General features: G+C 51.4%; 24 protein-coding genes and 4 pseudogenes. 16 read left to right on the top strand and 12 right to left on the bottom strand.

All coding sequences use genetic code 11. The features are described from left to right. The first annotated feature begins 225 nt into the window (after nt 1-225). The 3 genes from JMJ04_RS30845 (at nt 226) to JMJ04_RS47160 (ending at nt 2,294) form a co-directional block, all read left to right on the top strand. Entirely contained in the window at nt 226-609 is a 384-nt protein-coding gene (locus JMJ04_RS30845; protein WP_201374182.1) for a VOC family protein, read from the top strand. 291 nt (nt 610-900) lie between these two features. Continuing rightward, entirely contained in the window at nt 901-1,728 is an 828-nt protein-coding gene (locus JMJ04_RS30840) for an SMP-30/gluconolactonase/LRE family protein (RefSeq protein WP_201374181.1), read from the top strand. Between the two features lie 203 nt (nt 1,729-1,931). Then, nucleotides 1,932-2,294: a PQQ-binding-like beta-propeller repeat protein gene (locus JMJ04_RS47160; protein ID WP_236038540.1), complete on the top strand. Its 363-nt coding sequence runs from the start codon at nt 1,932-1,934 to the stop codon at nt 2,292-2,294. 284 nt (nt 2,295-2,578) lie between these two features. Here the strand turns inward: JMJ04_RS47160 and JMJ04_RS30830 are convergent, their stop codons facing one another. The 3 genes from JMJ04_RS30830 to JMJ04_RS30820 form a co-directional block, all read right to left on the bottom strand. Next, entirely contained in the window at nt 2,579-3,052 is a 474-nt protein-coding gene (locus tag JMJ04_RS30830) for an MBL fold metallo-hydrolase (protein WP_201374180.1), read from the bottom strand. After that, on the bottom strand, nt 3,022-3,375 hold the full coding sequence (locus tag JMJ04_RS30825; RefSeq protein WP_201374179.1) for an MBL fold metallo-hydrolase: 354 nt from the start codon (nt 3,373-3,375) through the stop codon (nt 3,022-3,024). Before JMJ04_RS30825 ends, JMJ04_RS30830 begins: the two co-directional genes overlap by 31 nt. A 473-nt stretch (nt 3,376-3,848) precedes the next feature. Continuing rightward, the gene (locus JMJ04_RS30820; protein ID WP_201374178.1) at nt 3,849-4,193 is read right to left on the bottom strand and encodes an antibiotic biosynthesis monooxygenase family protein; all 345 of its coding nucleotides are present in this window, start codon (nt 4,191-4,193) and stop codon (nt 3,849-3,851) included. 613 nt (nt 4,194-4,806) lie between these two features. Between JMJ04_RS30820 and JMJ04_RS49510 the strand changes: the two genes are divergently transcribed. The 4 genes and pseudogenes from JMJ04_RS49510 (at nt 4,807) to JMJ04_RS30800 (ending at nt 7,128) form a co-directional block, all read left to right on the top strand. Next, entirely contained in the window at nt 4,807-5,274 is a 468-nt protein-coding gene (locus JMJ04_RS49510; RefSeq protein WP_201371899.1) for a helix-turn-helix domain-containing protein, read from the top strand. Beyond that, nucleotides 5,178-5,930 (top strand): IS630 family transposase, encoded by a 753-nt coding sequence (locus JMJ04_RS30810; protein WP_236038646.1) that lies wholly within the window; start codon nt 5,178-5,180, stop codon nt 5,928-5,930. Before JMJ04_RS49510 ends, JMJ04_RS30810 begins: the two co-directional genes overlap by 97 nt. A 94-nt stretch (nt 5,931-6,024) precedes the next feature. Beyond that, nucleotides 6,025-6,513, top strand: a pseudogene (locus JMJ04_RS30805) (MOSC domain-containing protein); the annotation flags it as partial. A gap of 198 nt (nt 6,514-6,711) precedes the next feature. Further along, nucleotides 6,712-7,128, top strand: coding sequence for an MGMT family protein (locus tag JMJ04_RS30800; RefSeq protein WP_201374176.1), 417 nt, complete (start codon nt 6,712-6,714; stop codon nt 7,126-7,128). A 250-nt stretch (nt 7,129-7,378) separates the two neighbouring features. On the opposite strand, the gene JMJ04_RS30795 is transcribed toward JMJ04_RS30800, so the two are convergent. Next, on the bottom strand, nt 7,379-7,966 hold the full coding sequence (locus JMJ04_RS30795; RefSeq protein WP_201374175.1) for a TetR/AcrR family transcriptional regulator: 588 nt from the start codon (nt 7,964-7,966) through the stop codon (nt 7,379-7,381). 131 nt (nt 7,967-8,097) lie between these two features. On the opposite strand from JMJ04_RS30795, the gene JMJ04_RS30790 reads away from it, so the two are divergent. From JMJ04_RS30790 to JMJ04_RS30780, 3 genes and pseudogenes are all read left to right on the top strand, one after another. Beyond that, nucleotides 8,098-8,397 (top strand): FAS1-like dehydratase domain-containing protein, encoded by a 300-nt coding sequence (locus JMJ04_RS30790; RefSeq protein WP_201374174.1) that lies wholly within the window; start codon nt 8,098-8,100, stop codon nt 8,395-8,397. A gap of 45 nt (nt 8,398-8,442) precedes the next feature. Then, nucleotides 8,443-8,808, top strand: a pseudogene (locus JMJ04_RS30785) (1-deoxy-D-xylulose-5-phosphate synthase N-terminal domain-containing protein); the annotation flags it as partial. A 29-nt stretch (nt 8,809-8,837) separates the two neighbouring features. Then, complete coding sequence (locus JMJ04_RS30780) at nt 8,838-9,896, top strand: 1-deoxy-D-xylulose-5-phosphate synthase N-terminal domain-containing protein (protein ID WP_201374172.1); 1,059 nt, start codon at nt 8,838-8,840, stop codon at nt 9,894-9,896. Between the two features lie 471 nt (nt 9,897-10,367). Here the strand turns inward: JMJ04_RS30780 and JMJ04_RS30775 are convergent, their stop codons facing one another. Then, the gene (locus JMJ04_RS30775) at nt 10,368-10,739 is read right to left on the bottom strand and encodes a response regulator (RefSeq protein ID WP_201374171.1); all 372 of its coding nucleotides are present in this window, start codon (nt 10,737-10,739) and stop codon (nt 10,368-10,370) included. A gap of 910 nt (nt 10,740-11,649) precedes the next feature. Here JMJ04_RS30775 and JMJ04_RS30770 point away from each other — a divergent pair. Next, nucleotides 11,650-12,237 carry a DinB family protein gene (locus JMJ04_RS30770; protein ID WP_236038539.1) on the top strand — a complete coding sequence of 196 codons (588 nt, stop codon included), beginning with the start codon at nt 11,650-11,652 and terminating at the stop codon, nt 12,235-12,237. A gap of 716 nt (nt 12,238-12,953) precedes the next feature. Here JMJ04_RS30770 and JMJ04_RS48200 read toward each other — a convergent pair. Both JMJ04_RS48200 and JMJ04_RS30765 read right to left on the bottom strand, forming a co-directional pair. Further along, the gene (locus JMJ04_RS48200) at nt 12,954-13,088 is read right to left on the bottom strand and encodes a hypothetical protein (protein ID WP_268887389.1); all 135 of its coding nucleotides are present in this window, start codon (nt 13,086-13,088) and stop codon (nt 12,954-12,956) included. Continuing rightward, on the bottom strand, nt 13,085-13,429 hold the full coding sequence (locus JMJ04_RS30765) for a hypothetical protein (protein ID WP_201374170.1): 345 nt from the start codon (nt 13,427-13,429) through the stop codon (nt 13,085-13,087). The genes JMJ04_RS48200 and JMJ04_RS30765 overlap by 4 nt, the downstream gene beginning before the upstream one ends. Nucleotides 13,430-13,662: 233 nt before the next feature. Between JMJ04_RS30765 and JMJ04_RS30760 the strand changes: the two genes are divergently transcribed. Continuing rightward, complete coding sequence (locus tag JMJ04_RS30760; protein WP_201374169.1) at nt 13,663-13,944, top strand: hypothetical protein; 282 nt, start codon at nt 13,663-13,665, stop codon at nt 13,942-13,944. Here JMJ04_RS30760 and JMJ04_RS30755 read toward each other — a convergent pair. Continuing rightward, nucleotides 13,910-14,476, bottom strand: coding sequence for an RBBP9/YdeN family alpha/beta hydrolase (locus JMJ04_RS30755; protein ID WP_201374168.1), 567 nt, complete (start codon nt 14,474-14,476; stop codon nt 13,910-13,912). The genes JMJ04_RS30760 and JMJ04_RS30755 overlap by 35 nt on opposite strands. 310 nt (nt 14,477-14,786) lie before the next feature. Between JMJ04_RS30755 and JMJ04_RS47155 the strand changes: the two are divergent. Next, nucleotides 14,787-15,075, top strand: a pseudogene (locus tag JMJ04_RS47155) (ISL3 family transposase); the annotation flags it as partial. A 78-nt stretch (nt 15,076-15,153) separates the two neighbouring features. Here the strand turns inward: JMJ04_RS47155 and JMJ04_RS49505 are convergent. After that, entirely contained in the window at nt 15,154-15,453 is a 300-nt protein-coding gene (locus JMJ04_RS49505) for a hypothetical protein (protein ID WP_476630028.1), read from the bottom strand. A 184-nt stretch (nt 15,454-15,637) separates the two neighbouring features. Further along, nucleotides 15,638-16,489: an NAD-dependent epimerase/dehydratase family protein gene (locus JMJ04_RS30740; protein ID WP_201374166.1), complete on the bottom strand. Its 852-nt coding sequence runs from the start codon at nt 16,487-16,489 to the stop codon at nt 15,638-15,640. Nucleotides 16,490-16,670: 181 nt separating this feature from the next. Between JMJ04_RS30740 and JMJ04_RS30735 the strand changes: the two genes are divergently transcribed. Together JMJ04_RS30735 and JMJ04_RS30730 are read left to right on the top strand one after the other, a co-directional pair. Then, nucleotides 16,671-17,492, top strand: a complete 822-nt coding sequence (locus JMJ04_RS30735) for a helix-turn-helix transcriptional regulator (protein ID WP_201374165.1) — start codon at nt 16,671-16,673, stop codon at nt 17,490-17,492. 211 nt (nt 17,493-17,703) lie between these two features. Then, nucleotides 17,704-18,189: pseudogene (locus tag JMJ04_RS30730) on the top strand (RNA-guided endonuclease InsQ/TnpB family protein); the annotation flags it as partial. A gap of 344 nt (nt 18,190-18,533) precedes the next feature. Here JMJ04_RS30730 and JMJ04_RS30725 read toward each other — a convergent pair. After that, a complete protein-coding gene (locus JMJ04_RS30725) occupies nt 18,534-18,947 on the bottom strand; it encodes a zinc-binding dehydrogenase (RefSeq protein WP_236038538.1) in 414 nt (137 codons plus the stop codon). A gap of 110 nt (nt 18,948-19,057) precedes the next feature. Continuing rightward, entirely contained in the window at nt 19,058-19,513 is a 456-nt protein-coding gene (locus JMJ04_RS30720) for an alcohol dehydrogenase catalytic domain-containing protein (RefSeq protein WP_420799533.1), read from the bottom strand. Between the two features lie 221 nt (nt 19,514-19,734). Here JMJ04_RS30720 and JMJ04_RS30715 point away from each other — a divergent pair, with 221 nt between their 5' ends. Next, entirely contained in the window at nt 19,735-20,109 is a 375-nt protein-coding gene (locus JMJ04_RS30715) for a winged helix-turn-helix transcriptional regulator (RefSeq protein WP_201374162.1), read from the top strand. Nucleotides 20,110-20,469: the final 360 nt, after the last annotated feature.

Here is a 20,469-nt window from a genome sequence, read left to right as displayed (position 1 = left end):
TGTGTGTAAGTGTAAGGGCCCGATCCAGGGGTTTACGCTCGGCATGATAAGCTGCTGATTTTTTGGCAATTGTTCTGTTGAACGCATCTCTTCTTCGTCTGCCGAAGGGCAAGATTCGAGAAGTTTTTTCTGCTCACCAGGAGTATTCTGTTTCTACTTGCAAAATGCAAGGATATCATGTACATAGATCGAAAGAAAGTGTACTGTAATAACAAGGAGAGAGATATGTTTCAACCAAAAACAGCATTTAGCGGGTTTTCAGTGAATAATCTAGCAAAAGCTAAGGCATTTTATACTCAGGCTCTAGGGCTACACGTGGTCGAAGAGGGCGGCGGCCTCCGGCTTCATTTGCCTGGTGGAGGCACAGCGTTTGCCTATCCAAAAGACAATCACCAGCCAGCGACGTTCACGATGCTGGATTTTGTCGTTGATGACATTGATGCTGCGGTTGATGAACTCAAAAGCCGAAGCGTCAGCTTTGAGCGCTATGAAGGAATGGTGCAAGATGAGAAGGGCATCATGCGCGGCATCTCTCAAAAGATGGGGCCTGATATAGCCTGGTTTAAAGACCCGGCTGGGAACATATTAGCCGTGTTACAGGCGGAATAACCTCATACTGACATGGCTTCATCGCGTTTCTCTATAGTTCGATCATTAGTTTAAATTATGGAAAGAAGCTTTGAGTTCTTGCCCATTATGCTAGGTGGTTCTTGCTTCACGTTCTCGCGGGATGAGGCTCGCAAGAACGACTTCATAGGCGAAAGAAGAAGAGATGCGTTCAACAGAACAATTGCCAAAAAATCAACAGCTTATTTCCATAATTTACACTCTACTTGCAAGGTGCAAATAGAAACAGGAGGACAGAGATCCTGTGAATCTTTTGATAAAAGGAGTTTTCAGATGCCTGAACTGCAAACCTTGTTGACTGGTCTCGCGTTCGGCGAGTCGCCGCGTTGGCACGAGGACCGTCTGTGGTTTTCCAACTGGGGCACTCAGGAGATCGTTGCCGTCGATCTGGAGGGCAAGAGCGAAGTCATGGTTCGTGTGCCGACCACGATCCCCTTTTGCATCGACTGGTTACCCGATGGGCGTCTACTCGTCGTCTCGGGGCGCGAGGGACTTCTCCTACGCAGGGAGGCCGACGGGGAGTTGGTGACCCATGCCAACCTGAGCGACCTTGCTAGCATCTGGAACGAGATCGCTGTGGATGGTCGCGGCAACGTCTACATCAACGGTGGTGGCTTTGATGCTCCCGGAATCATCGCGCTAGTCACCCTCGATGGGTCGGTGCGCCAAGTGGCTGACGATATCGCTTTCCCCAATGGTATGGCCGTGACACCTGATAACTTGACGCTGATCGTTGCTGAGTCCCACGGAAACCGTCTCACGGCCTTCGACATTGATGGCGACGGCAGCCTGTCGAATCGGCGGGTCTGGGCCGCGCTTGAAGGAGCAGCCCCTGATGGCATCTGTCTCGACGCTGAAGGTGCCGTTTGGTACGGCGATGTCCCGAACAAATGTTGCGCGCGAGTGAGAGAAGGTGGTGAGATCTTGCAGGTGATCCATCTTGACCGTGGCTGCTTCGCATGCATGCTTGGAGGAGAAAATAAGCAAACGCTGTTCCTGATGGTAGCCGAGTGGCGTGGTTTTGAGAACATGGCAGATCAGGCACGAACGGGCATGGTTCTCACTACCCATGCGCCCGCACCAGGCGTTGGGTGGCCGTAGCCCAAGAGCAGCTCGGTGCGACCTCACGAGAAGGCGGCAATTATATGGAAAGCCCATGATGCGGTCTCCTGCCGCTGGTTCCAGTCCTGGTCTAGGAGAGGAAGTTGGATCATCTCTGGCTTCCTCGGTGGCTTTTTCCTCGCTGCATAATTGGTTCTTTTTTGCTCAATTTGACTGCGCACCCCCTTTCAAGCATCCTGGAGATGGAGGCACGAGCTGGCGAACACAAAGTGGCGCTCCACGATAGCGAGAGCGCCAGGCAGTTTCAGGCGCTGTTGAAAAAGCCTACAAAAGCGGCAAATGGAAAGGCAGAACCTTCGCAAAAAGGCATGTCTGATTCACCCTCAGGAGATGGGCAAATCTTCGAGGCCATCAATCCACTCAATGGGAACCTATACTGGTCAAAGGCTGTCAGCGGGTTGCTTTCAGGCGACCCCCAGATTCTCGCCTTCGGAGATATCCTTATTCTTCCCCAATGCAAGCAAGTCGTTAATCGTGCTAATGGCAATGTCCTGTGGCGTTTCTCTGGTGGCGACTTCATCATGAAAGGAGCCGTCGGTCAGTAGCAATCTTTCTGCATCATTCCAAAGAGATGATACGTTGGTTTCTTGTCAGGTAATGCGGTGAGCCCGGTGGTATGAGAGCGCTTGGTTTTTGTCTCATCACAATGTGGTTTGCATGTCTAGAGAAAGGAGGGCTATTCAGCAGTATGAGCCATACACTCAGGCGCGCTCACGCCACGCTTGAGGCGTGTGATGTGACAAGAAGTGATACCAATGTATGAGGATGTTGCTGAGCATGGCTCTTAGCTTCTTGCCAAGATCCCATACGTGTCAGTCATGGGAAGTCGTCACATATTGAGAACAACGGTTTGGCCAAACGGTAGGAAGCGTAATCGTTGTGTTAATCCAGTCGCAGCAAATGCTTGCTCAATTTCGGAACGCCCCTCAGTTAAGTGTGACCATCCTTCATAATGGATGGGAATGATGGTCGCCTTCTCAAAAAGGTTTGCGCACTCAATTCCTGCTTGTCCCGTGAGCGATAGAGGATCTGGGCCAAAGATATCAACATGAGAAGCTCCAAAGTGGAGAAACGCAGTGCTAACGTGATAACGCTGACCAATCTCTACGATATCTTCATAAAAGACCGTATCCCCCGAAATGTAGAGCGTACCATGCTGCTGTTCTTCCCACTCAAGCATCCACCCCGTGACATCGCCAATTACCGCTTTTAGTGCGGCGGGTCCATGACGTGCAGGCATCGCTGTGATATGGATATGCCAACCATCACTAGCTACGAGTTCGGCTGTTTCCCAGGTCTCCATACCATGAGCTCGATTCCCAGGTTCCGCGCTCCAGCAGGCGTCGTCAGAATCTGGCTTGCTTGCGAGAGATACGCACGACCAGCATGATCCAAATTATCAAAATGCTGATCATGACTGAGGAGAATTGCATCTACCGGCCCAAGCTGAGCAACAGGGATTGCTGGGTCTGCGGTTTTGACACGCGGTGCCGGTTTACTAGCATAATATGATCCAGCAGGATCAAAGGTTGGATCAGTGAGTAAACGTAATCCGCCGATTTCAAGGAGCATCGTTGGACCACCAATATGAGTAACCTGTACTGGGAGTGCTGGTGTCTGTGGCATGGTATTTCCTTTCGTTTCTGAATGAAGCACTACTTATGCTCTTCATAATCATGCGCTCACGATTCCCACCTAACGCAACCGTTCTCCCAATCGATTGCCTATCCCCCCACACCTCCTCAACGGCGATCCTACGCAACTATTCATTGAGATCCTGCTCTGACCAGGACAGCAAATTCACCACTCCTTGAAAGATCCTATGATGCTTGGCCAACTCCACCGCGAATTTTACTTCTCGCCTTCGTTGCCGCGAACTTCATCTGACATCCTGTATCCTGCCAGGAAAAGAAGGGGAAGCGTTACGCTGTTTGCGCTTGCGGCCCGAGGAGTACGATTATTGGTGGGAATCTTGCTGAACCCTGGTCTTGACCCTCGGGCACTTGAGCTGGTAGAACTGCGCCAGCAAGTTGAACAGGTGGCACAGAAATTTGTTCACAATGACAACCAGATGCCACATCTGGCTGTTGGTTGTCAGGCTACTGATGGGAAGCCTGTCTGTTCTGTGGAGCTTGTGCTCGATCGCGCTTGCCGTAATCCCATATCACCTCGGCAATCCTCATCCGATAATCTTCGAAAATGGTAGCTCGGCCCTTGGCCTGCGCGATATGATGCTCCCGCACTTGCTGCCATGTTGCAATTGCCTCCTCATCTCGCCAGAAGGAGAGCGAGATAAGCTTCCCTGGCGTGGAAAGGCTCTCAAATCGTTCGACAGAGATAAACCCATCGATATCGTCAAGCAATGGCCGTAGCTGAGCCGCAATGTCAAGATACTCTTGCCTGTGCCCCTCTTTCATGTAAACTTCAAGCATTGCTGCAATCATCGTTCTTAATCTCCTTTTTTATTCACACATCCTGCTCTTCGGCTGAAGCAGGGTGGTAATTTTCATACTATTTATGGTAAAAACGCATCACCTGACTAGTTATTCCAGGAGACAGTGACTAGGCAACCGCTCCAAAGAGCCTGGTAACCAAGGCAACCTTCCCTGTGAAAATCTTGTTCATATGCTATCTCCTCATTTCTTCCGGTTTATTGTACCAAACGGTACAAATAAATATAGCAGCCTTGACAGATCGTTGTCAAGAGGATACCATACCAATCGGTACAGTAAATAGCATATGATGAGAAGCTCTGTTGGCATGGGTTGGAGAGCTGAAGCTCTGAAAGCCTGATACGCGCTCTGCCCGCGCTCTGGAGTTTCTTGCTTTGCAGATTTTTCTTCCCGCCGGAGCTTACCTCTGCAGTGCTAATCTCAGAAGGGCTGATCTCATCGCTTCCGACCTTCCAGAGTTGATCTACAGCGGTATTCGCAAAGATTGAGCATTCTCTGAGAAGTGCTTGTAACGTTTTTGAGACAGCGAACGCACTATTCTAGAAGTAAATCCATTTAGCAATTGACAAGGGTGAGATACTCATGAAAAACCCAGGAGCTTGCCATGAAACATCCCATCCCTGTCACGTTGACTGAGACAGATCGTGCCTCGCTGCAAACGTTCATCCATGCAGGCAAAGCCAATGCCAGAACGTTTACCCGAGCCCACGCCTTGCTCAAAGCGGCCGATGGCTGGACCGATCAGCAGATTTGCGAGACCTTCCAGATCAGCCGCAATACCTCCATTCGAGTTCGGCAATTGTATCTGCAAGGCGGACTCGAAGCGGTCTTGCAGGACAAGCGGCAGCAGCGCCGTCGTCAGGCTCTCACAGGAAGCCAAGCGGCTCATCTGATTGCCATTGCATGCAGTCCCACTCCTGATGGGCATGACCATTGGACGTTGCGATTGTTGGCTGGCAAGGTTGTCGAGCTGGGATTTGCCGAATCCATCTCGCCAGAAACCATTCGCCAGCTCCTGAAAAAAACGAACTTAAACCTTGGCAACACGAGCACTGGTGCATCCCAACAGTAGGAGCCGAGTTTGTCGCGACGATGGAAGATGTCCTCTTCCTCATAGAGGTCGAGGACGATCCACACTCTCCCACTGTCTGCTTCGATGAGAAGTTGGTGGCTCCAGAGGCCGATGTGCGACCTTCTGTGCCAGCCAAACCAGGGCAAGTGGAACGCATCGATTATGAATACGAACGCTTGGGCACAGCCAACCTGTTTTTCTTTGTGGAGCCGCTTGCAGGCTGGCGTCACGTTGAGATGACCCAACAGAGGACCAAACGGGATTATGCTCATTGCATCCGCTGGCTCGTTGATGAGGCCTATCCGCACGCTGAGTACATTCGTCTGGTGCAGGATAATCTCAACACACATACCGCTGCGGCTCTCTATGAGACGTTTGAGCCCGCTGAGGCCAGACGCCTCTTGCAACGGATCGAATTCCATTACACGCCCAAACATGCTAGCTGGCTTAACATGGCTGAAATTGAGATTGGGATTTTTACCCGTGGCTGTCTTTCGCGTCGGGTGCAAAGTCTGTCTGAGCTACGTCAACGCATTGCGACTTTGGAGTCCGAGCGAAATGCTCAGCGTTGTACCATTTCCTGGCGCTTTACCTGCAACGATGCTCGTGACAAGCTTCATGATCTCTATCCTGTTATCAATAACAAACTGGACTGACTACTAGTGCGAGGATGCTACCCGGGAAGATGGATGGGATGGATGAGTTATGCAAGATCCTTGGAGTGAGGACAAGAGAAGAAAGGGAGCCTCTATGCCACAACTGCTCTCAGTGAACGTTGGCATGCCTCGCGATATCGCCTGGCGTGGAGAAACGGTGCGCACCGCCATCTGGAAGGAGCCAGTCCAGGGCCGGCGCATAGTCCGGCGGCTCAACATCGATGGGGATAAGCAAGGAGATCTGGTTAGGCACGGGGGAGAACAACGCGCAGTCTTCATCTACCAGATAGAGTCCTACCACTACTGGGAACGGCAGCTCAACCAGAATGACTTCGTCTTCGGACAATTTGGGGAGAATTTTACCATCGAAGGCTTATCCGACGAGGAGGTGTGTATTGGCGACCAATACCGGATCGGCGATGCTCTCTTTGAGGTGACACAGCCACGTGTGACCTGCTACCGTGTCGGTATCCGCATGAACAATCCCCAGATACCAGCACTGCTGGTTGCTCACCGCCGACCCAGCTTTTATGAGAGTTGTGGAACCGTATTCAGGCTTGGCAAAGAGGATAAAAAAGGAAGCATGTTACTTTTGTAACATGCCCAGAGTGATGATAAATACCGCTTTTTAGGCATGACATCTAGTACATCGAGACATATCATGGTCAGCATGAAAGCACAAGATCTTGCAACAGGCAAATATGAAACAAATCATTAACAAAGGTGGATAAGATTGATGTTCAACGAAGTGCCTCCTATGTATAATCAGGCAACAAAACTCATGGCTCAAGTTTTCACATTGGTCCAAACATGCCCTGCTGGTCGTGTCACAACTTATAGCTGGATTGGAAAAGCGCTCGGATATCCTCGTGGGGCACGTATGATTGGCTGGATCATGAAAGAGGTTCCCAGAGGAATTCCAGCCCATCGTGTCGTGAATAGTAAGGGGGAGTTGACAGGAAGCTGGGCATTTGGTCAACTGGGAGAGATGCGTCAGTACCTGGAAGTGGAAGGAGTGGTTTTCTCCCCCGATGGACGAGTGGATCTTAAAAGTTATGGCTGGGACCCCTTACAAGAGCTTGATGTTACTGATCTGCAGCATATTCTGGCGTCCACTAGCCCCTCAGTCAAAGTCAGTGAGCGACTGTTACACCTCCTGCGAAATGATCCAGCTTCACCTTTAAAGAAACAGAACTGAAAAATAAATAGCTCTTTGTGTAAGCTGCTATCTCTTCATTTTGTTTACGCCAGGGGCTATATTTCTTCCCACCAGCAGCAATAAATAGACAGGTTATCGAAGGTACAGTGCATTCGAGACAGAGAAATGTTGCATGTCCCAGTTTAGTTTTCTTCACTCACTTTAGCCGTGTTCCTCATTCCATAGAACCAACAGAGAGATACAGCAGTAAGAATAACAGGACTGTTTGCCAGACAGTCCTGCTGCACTGTTAGGTTGGCCAGGCTCGCAACGCCATTTCAATGACCTGCAGCAATTGCTCTCGACTCACCCCACTTGCAGCCTGAACGGCCATGCCTTGGGAAAGCGTGATGACATAACGAGCAAGGCTCGCAGGATCAGCGGAGGCAGGTAGATCCCCCTCCGCTTGCGCTTGCTCAAGGCGCTGACAGAGGGCCAGTTCGGCCACTGTCCGCCGAGCAAGTAACGCCTCCTTAATAGAAGCAGCGTCCTCCCCGCATGCAAGCGCTCCCTGGACCAGAAGGCAGCCTGCTGGTGTGTAGGGATCGGTCTGGGCATCAAGCGCTGAGCAGAGAAATCGTTCCACAACACCTCGGGCGGTGGGCTCCCCAAGAACCTCATGCAGATAGGCGGCAGGTCCCTGCACATAGCGATCCAGGATGAGGCGGAATAACGCTTCTTTATTGCCAAAGGCAGCATAGAGGCTGGGTTTGGTAATGCCCATGGCTTCCGTCAGATCTGACAATGAGGTCCCCTCATAGCCATTGCGCCAGAAGAGGCGAAGGGCCTGGTCGAGGGCGTGATCAGTATCAAACTCCCGTGTGCGTCCTGATGGCATAATTCCTCACTTTCCTCACATCCTAATACATTTTTCTATACCTATCGGTATAGTATCCTCTTGACAAAGATCTGTCAAGGCTGCTATCGGTATTTATACCGATTAGTATAAATAAAAAAGGAGAAAAAAAGATGTTTGACACCAACAAAGTTGGTCATAGCTTCCCACCATTTACCATTACGGTTGAACCGGCAAATATTCGGGATCTAGCCCGAACCTCTGGTGATGACAATCCCATCTACCAGTATCATCGGAAAGCTCAACAGGTAGGGTCTTTACATATTCCCCTGTTTCCCACAGCAGGGATGCTCTTCCACTTTTGGGAAAATACCCCCTTTGTTGAGCACCTTGCTGAACTTGGCCTTGATGTGGCTCAACTGATGTATCGAGAAGAAAGCTACGAGTATCTTGTTCCTCCCCAGGATGGATGATCGACGAACGGTTGAAGCCATCATCTATGTCCTGCGTACGGGTATCCATATGACCTTCTCGTGTGGGACACCGGGCACCAGGCCTATGTCCATAAACTCCTAACAGGACGTCGAGAGCGTTTTTATACTATTCGCCAGTTTGGAGGTCTTTCTGGCTATCTGCGTCGTGATGAAAGCCCTTATGATGTCGTTGGAGCCAGCCACGCAAGCACCTCCATTTCTGCCGCTCTCGGTCTTGCGGCTGCTCGCGATTTACAAAGAAAAGATTTTAAGGTAGTCGCCATTATTGGAGATGGAGCATTGACAGGTGGCATGGCACTTGAGGCTTTGAACAGCGCAGGCTACTTAAAGAAAAACCTCATTATCGCCATCAACGATAACGATAAATCCATCTCGGATAACGTTGGTGCTTTACATGAATATATGAAACAGCTCGCAGCGTGCAAACAACTCTAAGCGATCAGTCTTTGCGTCAAATGGCAAAAGACACTATTGAGCATTTACCTGCTATTGGTGAGATTGCCAGTCGTACAGAAACAAGTGTGAAACATTTTATTATACATAACAAGGATCACTCTATTTTCGAACAGCTGGGTTTCAAGTTCTTTGGCCCATTTGACGGTCATAATATTCCTTTGATGCTCAATGCATTCGAAAATATTAAGCACGTTGCAGGGCCCGTGGTGGTGCAAATCGTGACCAGGAAGGGCAATGGCTGGTATGCCGCTGAAAGCAATGCTACCAAATGGCATGGGCCTGGCGCATACGATTATAAAACAAGCGAAATAAAGAAGAATGCGGGGAATCCACCAACATATATACAGATCTTCGCACGGACGCTTACAATGATCGCTGAGAAAGACTCATCCATTGTTGGGATCACCGCTGCCATAGCTGATGGAACTGGTTTGGAAATGATGCGCCAACGATTCCCCAAACGCTACTTTGACGTTGGTATTGCCGAGCAACATGCGGTTATCTTTGCCGGTGGTATGGCTGCTACAGGTATCATCCCTGTTGTAGCCATCTACTCAACGTTCATGCAACGTGCAATTGACCAGATATTCCACGATATTTGTGCACAGAATCTGCATGTCGTTTTCGCATTAGATCGAGCCGGTATTGTCGGTGAGGATAGACATACTCAGCATGGCGTGTTCGACATCGCTTTTATGTGTATGTTACCAAACATGAAGATAATGGTCCCCAAAAATGAAGAAGAGTTACAACGTATGCTCTATACGGCTATCTATATGGATGGACCGGTCGCTGTGCGCTATCCACGTGGAAAAGCACTCGGTATCCAACTCAGCCCTGAGCCACAAATGCTGGAAATAGGCAAAGCTGAACTATTGAGTCCTACATCGATAGAAGAGGCTGAGCACGCTGATTGCACTCTTTTAGCTTATGGAGCAATGGTCACTCAAGCTGCGATCGCAGCAAAAGAACTTGCACAAGAGGGTATCAAGGTGGCGGTAGTGAATTATTCGTCCAATTGAGCGGGAAATTGAGCAACAAGTTAATGAGGAAGCAATGATTACCCGCAAGTATTGTCTTGCTGTCCGAAACGCTTTGACCGATGACGCCATTCCCCACTTTCTGCGCTTGGTCTCAAACTGTACGAGCGTCTCTCTTTGATCATAGCTTCTCTGGCCAGATTGCGGAAATCGGGAAGTTCCCGCCTCCTCTGGACAAATTGTACCTGCTGCTCATCAAGGAAGTAGCCGCAACAGAACCAGGTGAGGGGCCCATATCACCCACTATTGCTATCGCTCCACTCCAATCTATTCCTCGCTCCAAACCCTTCTATCTTTCCGTGACGCCTCTGGGGCGCCAGTCACTCTCTGTGGGACCGTGAAGCATGCTTCCTAGTGCAGGTTCCAGAGACCTGTTGTGCAATAGGGCCAGCGTTCCTGTGTTCAACGAAGATGAGGAACGCTCTCTTACACACTAGGTCTCCTGAGATTGCACTAGTTACTGCGCATCGCTCGCTCAACCAATTCAAGCAACACGTCCGGATCAAACGGTTTCTCAAGAGTATTGTAAATTCCTATACAAGCAGCTTGCTGGAGAGATTCCTCATCTGCACTGAGGGCAATAATCGAGCGCAATAAGGTTGAGTCTTGCTGTTGTATCTTGTGCAAGAATTGCAATCCATTGAGATGTGGCATTGTTAAATCAAGCAAGATCACATCGTGCACATTCCGTTGATAGTCCAGTTGGGCTAAGGCGTCTACCCCATCGAAGGCAGTGTCTACTTCATATGCTTCATCTTCCAACAGCTCTTGTAAGACCAATCGCATCATCTGGTCATCGTCGACGACTAAAATGCGCTTCCTCATTTCCACTCTCCTTCTGGCACTCAAGCCATTCTCTCTTAACGAACTCTCTTTCGGTTCCTATGGGCATGAGTCATCCATGACCGCTTCACGCGTATCTCGTAGCTTTGTACCAGGAGATGATGTGAGCACAGTGAAACATGCATAGCGTGTTTTGCCTGCGCCACCATCCAGCGAAATGTTTCCAGTTGTGTTGCAAGAATGATGAAGAAAACAAGATGAGCAGAGAATGCCTCCCCTTATTCTGTGTAGGCAACCGCTCCAAGGAGTCTGGTAACCAAAGCAATTTTCCCTGTGAATATCTTTGTCACTCGCTAAGAATCTCTCGGTCGCCGCGATCGCGGCGACCGTATATCTAAGCCCCTTCCACTCCACGCCTCTTCAAGGCGCCCATCGGCTTTCCTCAACAACCTGCCATCGGACATCGCGTTGAGCGAGCAATGCCGTCGCCCTCCACCGCGAACTTGCCTCTTCCCATCATTGCGCACATCTTGCCGTGGACGCAATAATGGGAAGAAGCCCTACACTTCAATTGTCTCACCGAACTCACTCCCAGGTACGCCCACTAACTGCGCAAGAATCTGTTGCCCTCGAGCAAGAATCTGGGCGAAGACCCCGCTCCGTTCCTGCTACAGTATGAGCAGCAGTTCTGCTTCACAATGGCTCTTTAGACCTACCCACGAGAGGTACAACATGAACAATCGTGCGGCTCTCAGTAGCGCCAACAAACCAGCGTATGGGTCTATCAGAGTACCGTATCGGCAACATTGGGCAGGAAAAAGCTCTTATCATTATCGATACGGTTCAAGATGGGCAGTATTGGTCATCTCGCGTTGTAAAAATCTCCGACGGGCCTCACTGGCCATGTTAGGAGCACGCATACGTCGTAGCCAGTGCTCCTGGCTACAAAAGAATGGAGAGAATTCCTATGCTCGATTTTAGCTCGGTGAAGAACGGCTCTAAAACATTCGCGGAACTGGCGGCAAGCCTGACCAAAGCTGATCTCTATCGGCTGACCGACGAAATGGTTGATACCATGCAAGAGATTATCGCAGACGCGGTGGACGCAGATGTGGTATTTGTGCCTGATGACCCGCAGGCCAATGATGCCTTTGGCAAACCTGAAGAGGTTCATCTGCCATGGACGCTCGGCCACATCATCGTCCACACCACGGCTTCCTCCGAGGAGGCGGCGGCGCTGGCTCTCGTGCTGGCTCGTGGCTTACTGATCGAAGGTCGCTCGCGCTACGAGGTCTATTGGAAGACCGTCACGAGCGTCGCGCAGATTCGCCAGCGTCTGGAAGAAAGTCGGCGCATGTGCAAAGCCATGCTCAACGCCTGGCCCGACGAGCCGCATCTGGATGTCACCTTCACGCATTCCCGCGTGGGCGAACTCAACGCCATCGGGCGCTTCCTCTTCGGCCTCTCCCACAACACCGATCACCTCGGCCAGCTCCGAGAAATCATGCGCCAGAGTCGCGAACTCCATCCCCGCACCTGAAGCTTTTTCAGAGAAGACGAAAAGTGGCGCTCTCTGGGATCTCTGTCCCCACCTGTCATTTCAGGCTCACCACCTCCTGCTGCATACTGGTCTCAACATGCTCAGGTTTCATACCATGCATCGGGGCCTGCAATGTGAAGTCCGCTTCCGTCTTTTACATGTCATAGAAACCAAGCAGTAGGTAGTACGGGCTGTGATTGGATGTAGCCATGATCCTGCTTGACAATATTGCTGAGATACTTGACTTATCGCAGTTCACAGGCTTCGGGAAGAAGCCCTACCGCTCTCAAGTCCTTGAACGTGAAGGCTGCCATTCCGCCTCGGAAGAGGAACGGTAGCCTTTTCTCATGATGGAAATGAAAAGGATATCTGACAGCATCGTTGACAGCAAAACCGATGAACTCTAGCGAATTCAGGCGGATAATCTGAACGTAGCTGAACACTGTTGTATGCTCACTGCTGAGCCTTGAATGAGGTGCTATAATAGGGCGTATTTTGTTCCCTAAGCAGAAAATATAGAGACTTTGCCTTCAATGGCTTCGCGCATTACCAATTTTCAATTGGGACAGGCATTCTTCATTCTCTTGAGCACACAAGCAGAGCATATATCTCTCCTCTCTGCTCTGCTTGTGTTAAACCCACCTTTTACAGTTCAGAAGGATTCAGTTGTGCAGAGAGCTGCTGCATATACCAAATAGCTTTCTCTATATCATCCTCTACTGTGTGAAGCTGGCAAGCTGGCAGGCGCACACTTTCCCACTTGTGGCATGATCGTTCACGGCAATACCAGCCTCCTTCATAAACACAATGTCCTCCATACTGATATTCTCAGGAATCCCACACGTACTCACAATATGCCTTTTTCTCCTGATGTTGAGCTTTCGTGCTTGCTGATAATCGCAGACCAACTGCGACGAGGCATGTTTGCCAGTAAGTCCTCTCTTGGCGCACTGGGAAATAGATCACGAATGAATGCATTCTCACGCTCGGTCCATGTCTTATGACCACCACGATAGGTGTATTCAGTTCCCCATTGCGGATCGAGCCATTGGACTTCAAAGCGTAACCAGTGCGCAGTCATTTCGTCAAGATAAACGCCCTTGACGATAACCTCCGCAAGTGATCGTCTCTCCACAAACGGGATACGTTCCCACTCCCCGGCGAGCCGATCAGCAAGGGTATAATAAGACATCAGCTTTTTACTCTCCTGATCGGTCTCCTTCTTGATGTCCTCTAGATAGCACACCTCACACGACCTGTATCTCAGCCCTTATTGCGCTTGCTCTCAGCAACATGAACTGTTTTTCTGGCTAACCGCGATACCAAAAAGGGAGGAACGTATGAGAAAAGGCTCTATTCGCCTTGAGAGGCTTGAAAACATCAATCAGCAAGCACTAGCCGTCCTGCTCTCCACTCGTTTAGAGCGTGAAGCACCTAGCGCGCCAGTTTGACCAGCCAGCGCCGTTACTGGACCTTGTAGAAGCTGTGAGCCTGGTCGATGTGAACGCATCGGCCTTTATTGCCGAGTGTGACGCGCTTGGTATTGAGAGCCAGACAGATACAAGCACCACGTATCGCCAGGCTAGGCACGCCGACAACACCGAGTACGCCGCGTATATCGAGCACCGCTATACGCCACCGCCAACGAGTACTAACCTGCAAAGAGGCTCTATCACCAGGCCCGCGCCTGGCGGTAGGACCTCTTGATGTCTTGAGCAAGCAGAGGCAACCCTTCTGTGAAAGAGTGTTCCTTCCCATCGAACACGCGAACTGTTGCCTGGGGCAGTTTTTCTTGATAGCGTCTAAGAGAAGAAAATGGGACTTCTTCATCAGAACGACTGTGATACAGGAAGAGTTGTCGGATCGGGGGGAGGCGTGAAGCAAAATCATCTAGCACAGCGTACTCAAGCTCCCAATCCTGCTTGCCCCAGTAGGGCACAGCCACCAGAAACAACCCGGCAATCGGTTTCTGGTAGGTTCCTTCTGCCAGATATTTGAGCAACATTGAACCACCTAAAGAGTGCCCAATGAGCAAGGCGTCAGCATCGAGCTTGCCTAGCTCTTGCTCAATCTGGTCCCTCCAGGCAAGGTATCTAGGATGGTTAGGATCAGGCATATCTGGAGCCAGGACTTGGTAATCGCTGCCAAGCTGTTGCCGCAGGGATGCAACCAATTTTCCACTGCCTAAAGGTTTGTGCTGATTGCCTGCACCCTGAATGAAAAGTATTTGTTTTCTCATTTGTCACCTCTTTTTCACATGATTTCTTTCGTCTTCATGTACTGCTTCTCGACGAAGGTGCATCTTCCACGCATGACTGCTCCCGCAAAACGGGCTGCTTCGACACGGGTGAGGTTGCTTGCAAAATGCAAGAAGACACAGTTGCTTCTTCCAAAACAAGAAGGTAAAATCGGAAACACGAGAAACATCGGATGACCAAATCTTTCATTCCTTTGCGGAAAGTTCCACCTTCCGTAGCCATTCCCCAATCAGGCCAGTCCATAAGCGAAATCACCGTAACTATGCGCCATTTCATGAGGCGGCCCATGCCACTCCTCGCGTCCTTGGAGTCGATGATTGGAGCTTCCATCGAGGTAGGAAATTCGCAACGGTCCTCATTGATCTGGAAAAGCGCCTCCCTATTGAACTTTTGCCTGATCGTGAGGCTTCTACTTTGGCAAAATGGTTGCAAGAGCATCCTGGGGTTGCGCATCATTAGCCGTGATCGCGGCGGTGCCTATGCGGATGGAGCAACTGAAGGCGCTCCTCAAGCTCAACAGGGAGCAGACAGATGGCACATTCTGAAGAATTTAGGAGAGGCTCTGGAAGGCTTTTCATCAGTAAGAAATCTCACCTGAAGGCCGCCATGCAGGATCCAACAGAAGCGACCACAAACCCTTCCCCCCTACAGGAGAGCCCTATGGGCAATACCGGGCGGCTCGAAGAAGTGAGTGTGCAACGCCATCAGGAAAAGGTCGAGGCTTGCCCAGGTTGAAGAGCAGGAAGTCACCGAGCTGAAAAATTTCGCGCGGGGTCTGCAAAAATACTACGACGCGGTCAAAGCGGGACGAACACTCCCCTGGTCTCAAGGCCCGGTTGAGGGGCACATTCACCGATTGAAGTTGCTCAAGCGCCAGTCCTATGGCCGGGCAGGTTTCCAAACCCTGCGAAAGCGGGTGCTGCGACGCGGCTAAAAATGTCTCGCTAGGCGAGTACATCTTTGAATCATCAACTTTGCGTTAGACCCAGCATCATACGGCGAAGTGTCTCGAGGAAACGGACTGAGAAGATGTCTGGATAGCAGCGTTCGCAGAGCAGGTCATCAATTGTTGCATCGTTGTGCTGAGTGGAAACATCGTGTTGCCGGTGAGTGACGAGTCTGGTCACTCACCGGCAACGGCATTAAAGTGCACCCGCATCTCTCGCCGCATAATACGAAGGATAGATGGGGCGGAAGCCTAGTTCATCTCGGATGCGGAGGGTATCGACGATCATTTCCCACGGATTCTTGAAGGAGGCATCTGCGTCACTTGCAACTTCTGGCAGGCCATTCAAGCGCCGCAACTCTGCGAGACTCATGGGTGCGTCATCGGCAACATTGTAGATCTGGCCGTCGATCCCAGGGGTGGCAATAGCGCGCAGCAATGCCTGCGAAACATCGGCATGATGCACCATATGCAGCCGTTTTGCTGGATGCCACTGCCGCTCGCCAAATATCGGCAGGGAATCGTGCACATGCGTATCTCCTTCCCCATAGACAAAACTCAGACGCAGGATACGCAATCCTAACCCTCGTGTGCGATATAGTTCCAGCAGCGCCTGTTCAGCCGCGACCTTGCTTTGCGGATAGGTGAATGCTGGCCGGAGGGGGTCATCTTCGCGAGCGGGCCGACTCTGATCTGGACCATAGACCTGGTTCGTGCTGGTGAAGACAAAACGCTCAACCCCTGCGGAAAGGGAGGCGTTCGCCAGAGCCAGAGCACCATCCTCATTGGTCGTCCTGATTTGCTCCTGGTCAGTTCCCCGGAAGAAGGCTGCCAGATGAACGACGATCTGGACTCCTGCAACAGCCGAAGCGAGGCGATCTTCCTGGCTCAGATCTCCCACGATCACCTCAGCCCCCAACTTGTGGAAAGCCTCAGCCTGTTCCGCTCGGCGAACGAGAAGCCGAACGTTATTTTCACGTTGCAACAGACGGGGCACGAAGTGACTTCCAACCTTCCCAGTTGCACCAGTGATAAGAATGGTTTTCATAATCATTTGACTCCTTGTGAATGAAAGCTTTTCTCCTGCTGTCGCAAGAGAGGTGTTGCCAGGTCTCTTCGCGCGTCTCGCTTGACCTGGATACCACATCCTTAGTATGCTTGAGGGACATTGAGATAACCAATCTCTCGTCATCGTATGATTGCGAGTAGTAGGATAAGGAGTGAAGCAGATGGAAGAGAGAGAACGCCGACAAGCACTCGCGGCCTTCTTGCGCACCCGCCGTGCCCGACTCTCTCAAGCAGAGGTAGGATTACCAGCACGCAGCAGGCATCGAACGCCAGGGCTGCGGCGCGAAGACGTGGCGGAATTGGCGAATATCGGGGTTTCGTGGTATACCTTGCTGGAGCAGGGAAAGGACGTTCATCCCTCAAAGCCTGTTCTGGAAAGCATTGCACAGGCGCTCAGGCTCACCCATGCAGAGGAGAAGTATCTGTTCCTGCTGGCAGGTCACACGCTGCCTGTGAAAGAGCCACCAGAGGAAGAAGAGGTTCCCCCAGAACTACGGCGCGTAGTGGACGTGCTGACTCCTCATCCAGCCTTTGTGATCGGGCGGCGCTGGGACATTCTCTTCTGGAATCGAGCGGCTGACCTGGTCTTTTGCTTTGATGAGCCCTTTCCACCGCACTCGCTCAATGTGGTCTGGCGCTCCTTTCAGATGCAAGGACACTCGCTCGATCTTGACTGGGAGGCGCAGGCGCGCAATCTGGTGGCCCACTTTCGTGCCGATTACGCTCGCTATCCAGGCGATGCCTCGTTTGAGGAATTACTCCATGATTTGCAGCACATGAGCCCATTATTTCGGGAATGGTGGGAGCAACATGATATACGAGGTTTGCCCAATGGGCCACAACCTATGATGCATCCAACGCTCGGTCCCCTGGAATTTGACCATGTGCAAGCCTCTTTTTCTTCCAATCTCCGTGTAAAAATCTATGCCGCTTCCCCTTCAACCGCTTCGAAGGTAGAACAGGCGTTGTCTGCTTCCTCTTGATGAGGGGATCGTAAGCAGCGCCTGTCTCGTTGCGCATCCCGTGGGTGAAGAAGGTACAAGTCACCAAACCCGTGGCAGGATGCCCCCGTCTTGTAAGCGGGGAGGAATGCCACGTTCCTTTTTGAGGAGGAGAAGCGGCGGAAGATGTTTGCCTGCTTCATCTCCCTTCTCCTTCTTGACATGCCGTTGATCTATTTGTTCTACTCCATAGATAAAAACGGTGATGACAGTCAAACTCAAACTCCAGGCAACACCAGCGCAGTTTCAGCTCTTTCGCGCCACGCAGCTCTCCTATCGCGATGCGCTCAACCACGTCATTCGCTACGCCTTCGCGCACGGCAAAATGAGCAATGCTGTTCGCTTGCAAGAGGGAACCTACCAGGAGATCCGCACCCGTTTTCATCTGCCCTCCCAAATGGCCTGCTCCGTTCCTCGGCAGGTGGGGGCCACCTACAAGACCCTCTGGACCAAGATGCGGCAGAATGCACACACCCGACAGGCAGGCTGGACCAGGAAGCACTACAAAGAGTGGGATCAGCCTCCCACCTTTGTATCTCCTACCCTGACCTACCAGTATGGCAAAGACTACAGCTTCAAGAAAGAGCAGCAGGTCAGCATCCTCAGCCTTGCGGGACGCGTGGTGCTTGCCTATAGCGGCTATGACCAGCATGTCGCCCTCATCCTGAAAGGGGCCGAGGCCACCAATCCTCCGCATCCTCAGGCTCTCCCGGCTCATCCCACGCTGGAAGAAGCATACCTCCTTTTCCAGGAAGAAATGGGGCAAGCAGAAAGGGCCGAGCCTTTCATTTCTCCCAAGCCAGTATGAGAGAGAGCATATCACACCCGTGCGGAAGGCGTCTCGATGCAGCAGTCGCAAACCTCGCAAGAGATCTCTTCCGCGCTCCAGGAGGACATTAGTTGTATGATACGTGATTCCGTTACCATCCAGATTACGCCGGAATCCCCACCCTCAACCCCGTCCATCCAGGACGGGGTTGAGGAAACAAATTGTGGTATGATCTGGATCGATACCACAGAACGTTACTTCATGACGCGCAAGACGATTTTCCCGCGCAGGTGCTGGCTCTCGCCATGCTCGTGTGCCTGGCGCGCTTCCCAAAGAGGCACCACCATCTCCAGAGCAACACGCACGCGCCCCGAGTCGATTAGTCTGCTCATTTTGCTCAGTTGTGCAGCATCAGGATGCATCAGACAGAGAGAAATGGTCACAGAAGCCGAAGCCGCCCGTTCGGCGGAATACTGGCCCAGGAAAATCGGGACCAGCCTACCGCCTTGTTTGAGAACATCGAGCAGGCGATCACCATCCTTGGCACCCACTACATCAAGGACCAGATCGACCTTGTAGGCTGCTTGTTCGAGTGGAGTGGTTGTGTAGTCAATGAAGTGATCGACACCGATGTCGCACAGAAACGTCTCATGGCGTCCCGAGGCCACTCCGATGACCCGCGCCCCCCCTGGCCTTTGCCAATTGCACTGCCAGATGACCGACCCCACCAGCAGCACCGTTAATCAGAACGCTCTGTCCAGCTTCCAGCTTCCCATATTCAAAGAGCGCTTGCCAGGCCGTGAGCGCTGCCGTTGGGACGGCTGCCGCATGGAGATGATCGATGGTTGCTGGTTTGGGGGCCAGATTCGTGGCAAAAGTCGTGGTATATTCTGCATATGCCCCAATGTAAGCGCCGGTCCCTCCCGCAAGAGCTTCTCCAAGGCGCGTTTGACCATACACGGCATCGCCTGGCTGGAACAATGGTGACACCTGGTCCCACGGCCTCGACGATCCCTGAGACGTCATGGCCCAGAATGAGCGGGAGGGGTGGGCGAGGAGGCCGACGACTCTCCGGGAAGTCTGCAAAGCCGCGGCGGGTTTTCCAATCACTGGGGTTGACCCCGGCAGCGGCAACACGAAGCAGCACCTCGCCCGATCCTGCTATGGGGCGCGGCACCTCCTCGTATATCAAGACCTCTGGGCCTCCATAGGCATGGATCTGTATCGCTTTCATCGTCGCATTGTTCATGATGCTGTCCATTCTTTTTTCCTGAGCGTCAACTGGCTTCTACGGCTGACACGAGCCTTTTTCTCAATCGTCTTTATCCGCTTGTCATTGTAGGATAAGCAGGATAAAATGTGAAGTAGGCACTCTTTTTTTACCTTGTTTCAAAAAAGAAACTTGCTCTCTCTTAAAGGGGGAAATGGGATGGAGACTCCATTGGAAGAAAAAACATGCGTGTTGCTGGCTCGCGAAGCGCTAGACATCCTGGGGGGAAATGGTCGTTTCTCGTTCTTGCAAAACTGTCTCTGGGTCCACGACGCTTCAATGCCTTGCGAAAAGCGTTAGAGCCCATCAGCACAAAAGCGTTAACGGATACCCTGCGTCACTTAGAGCACAGCCAGGTCATCCAGCGCCGGGCGTTCCCGACGGTGCCTGTCACCGTCGAGTACTCCTTAACCGAAAAGGGGAAAGATTTTCAAACCGTCCTCTTTGAGATGTACTCCTGGGCCCAGAAATGGGGAAGCTCTCATCCTGAGAGCCATCGAAGCAGTGAAGCTTCTCAAGAAGCCAACAGGATTTCGCTCCAGGAGCGGTCTCTCGAGTAAGACACGGGAAATTTCATGCCGCCAATCCCTCTCTTATTGTTCAGCTATGAACTCTCGTTGCGCATCTCGTAGGTCAAACTTATAGAAGAGTCTACCATTGTTCGTCGGATGGTAGACTCTTCTATAAGTTTGAGGCAACATCCGCTTGAAAGCTGATCAATATGTGAAGAGAGGTGGACGTGAGCCCTTCTTGGTTCTCAAACTCAATACTTGTACGCTATTCAATAAGAGCAGATCGATGGTACAGAAGCTTCTTATGGAAGAGCCTACCATCCGCTGAAAGGTCTACCAATTTCACAAAAGCCTCCCAATTGGAGAGAGGAAAAGTCTACCATCTGCCGAAACGATCTATCTCAGCAG

It is taken from the genome of Ktedonobacter robiniae (assembly GCF_016587375.1).
In the GTDB taxonomy this organism is placed as follows: Bacteria; Chloroflexota; Ktedonobacteria; order Ktedonobacterales; family Ktedonobacteraceae; genus Ktedonobacter; species Ktedonobacter robiniae.
This window is presented reverse-complemented; position numbering and strand designations above follow the sequence as displayed.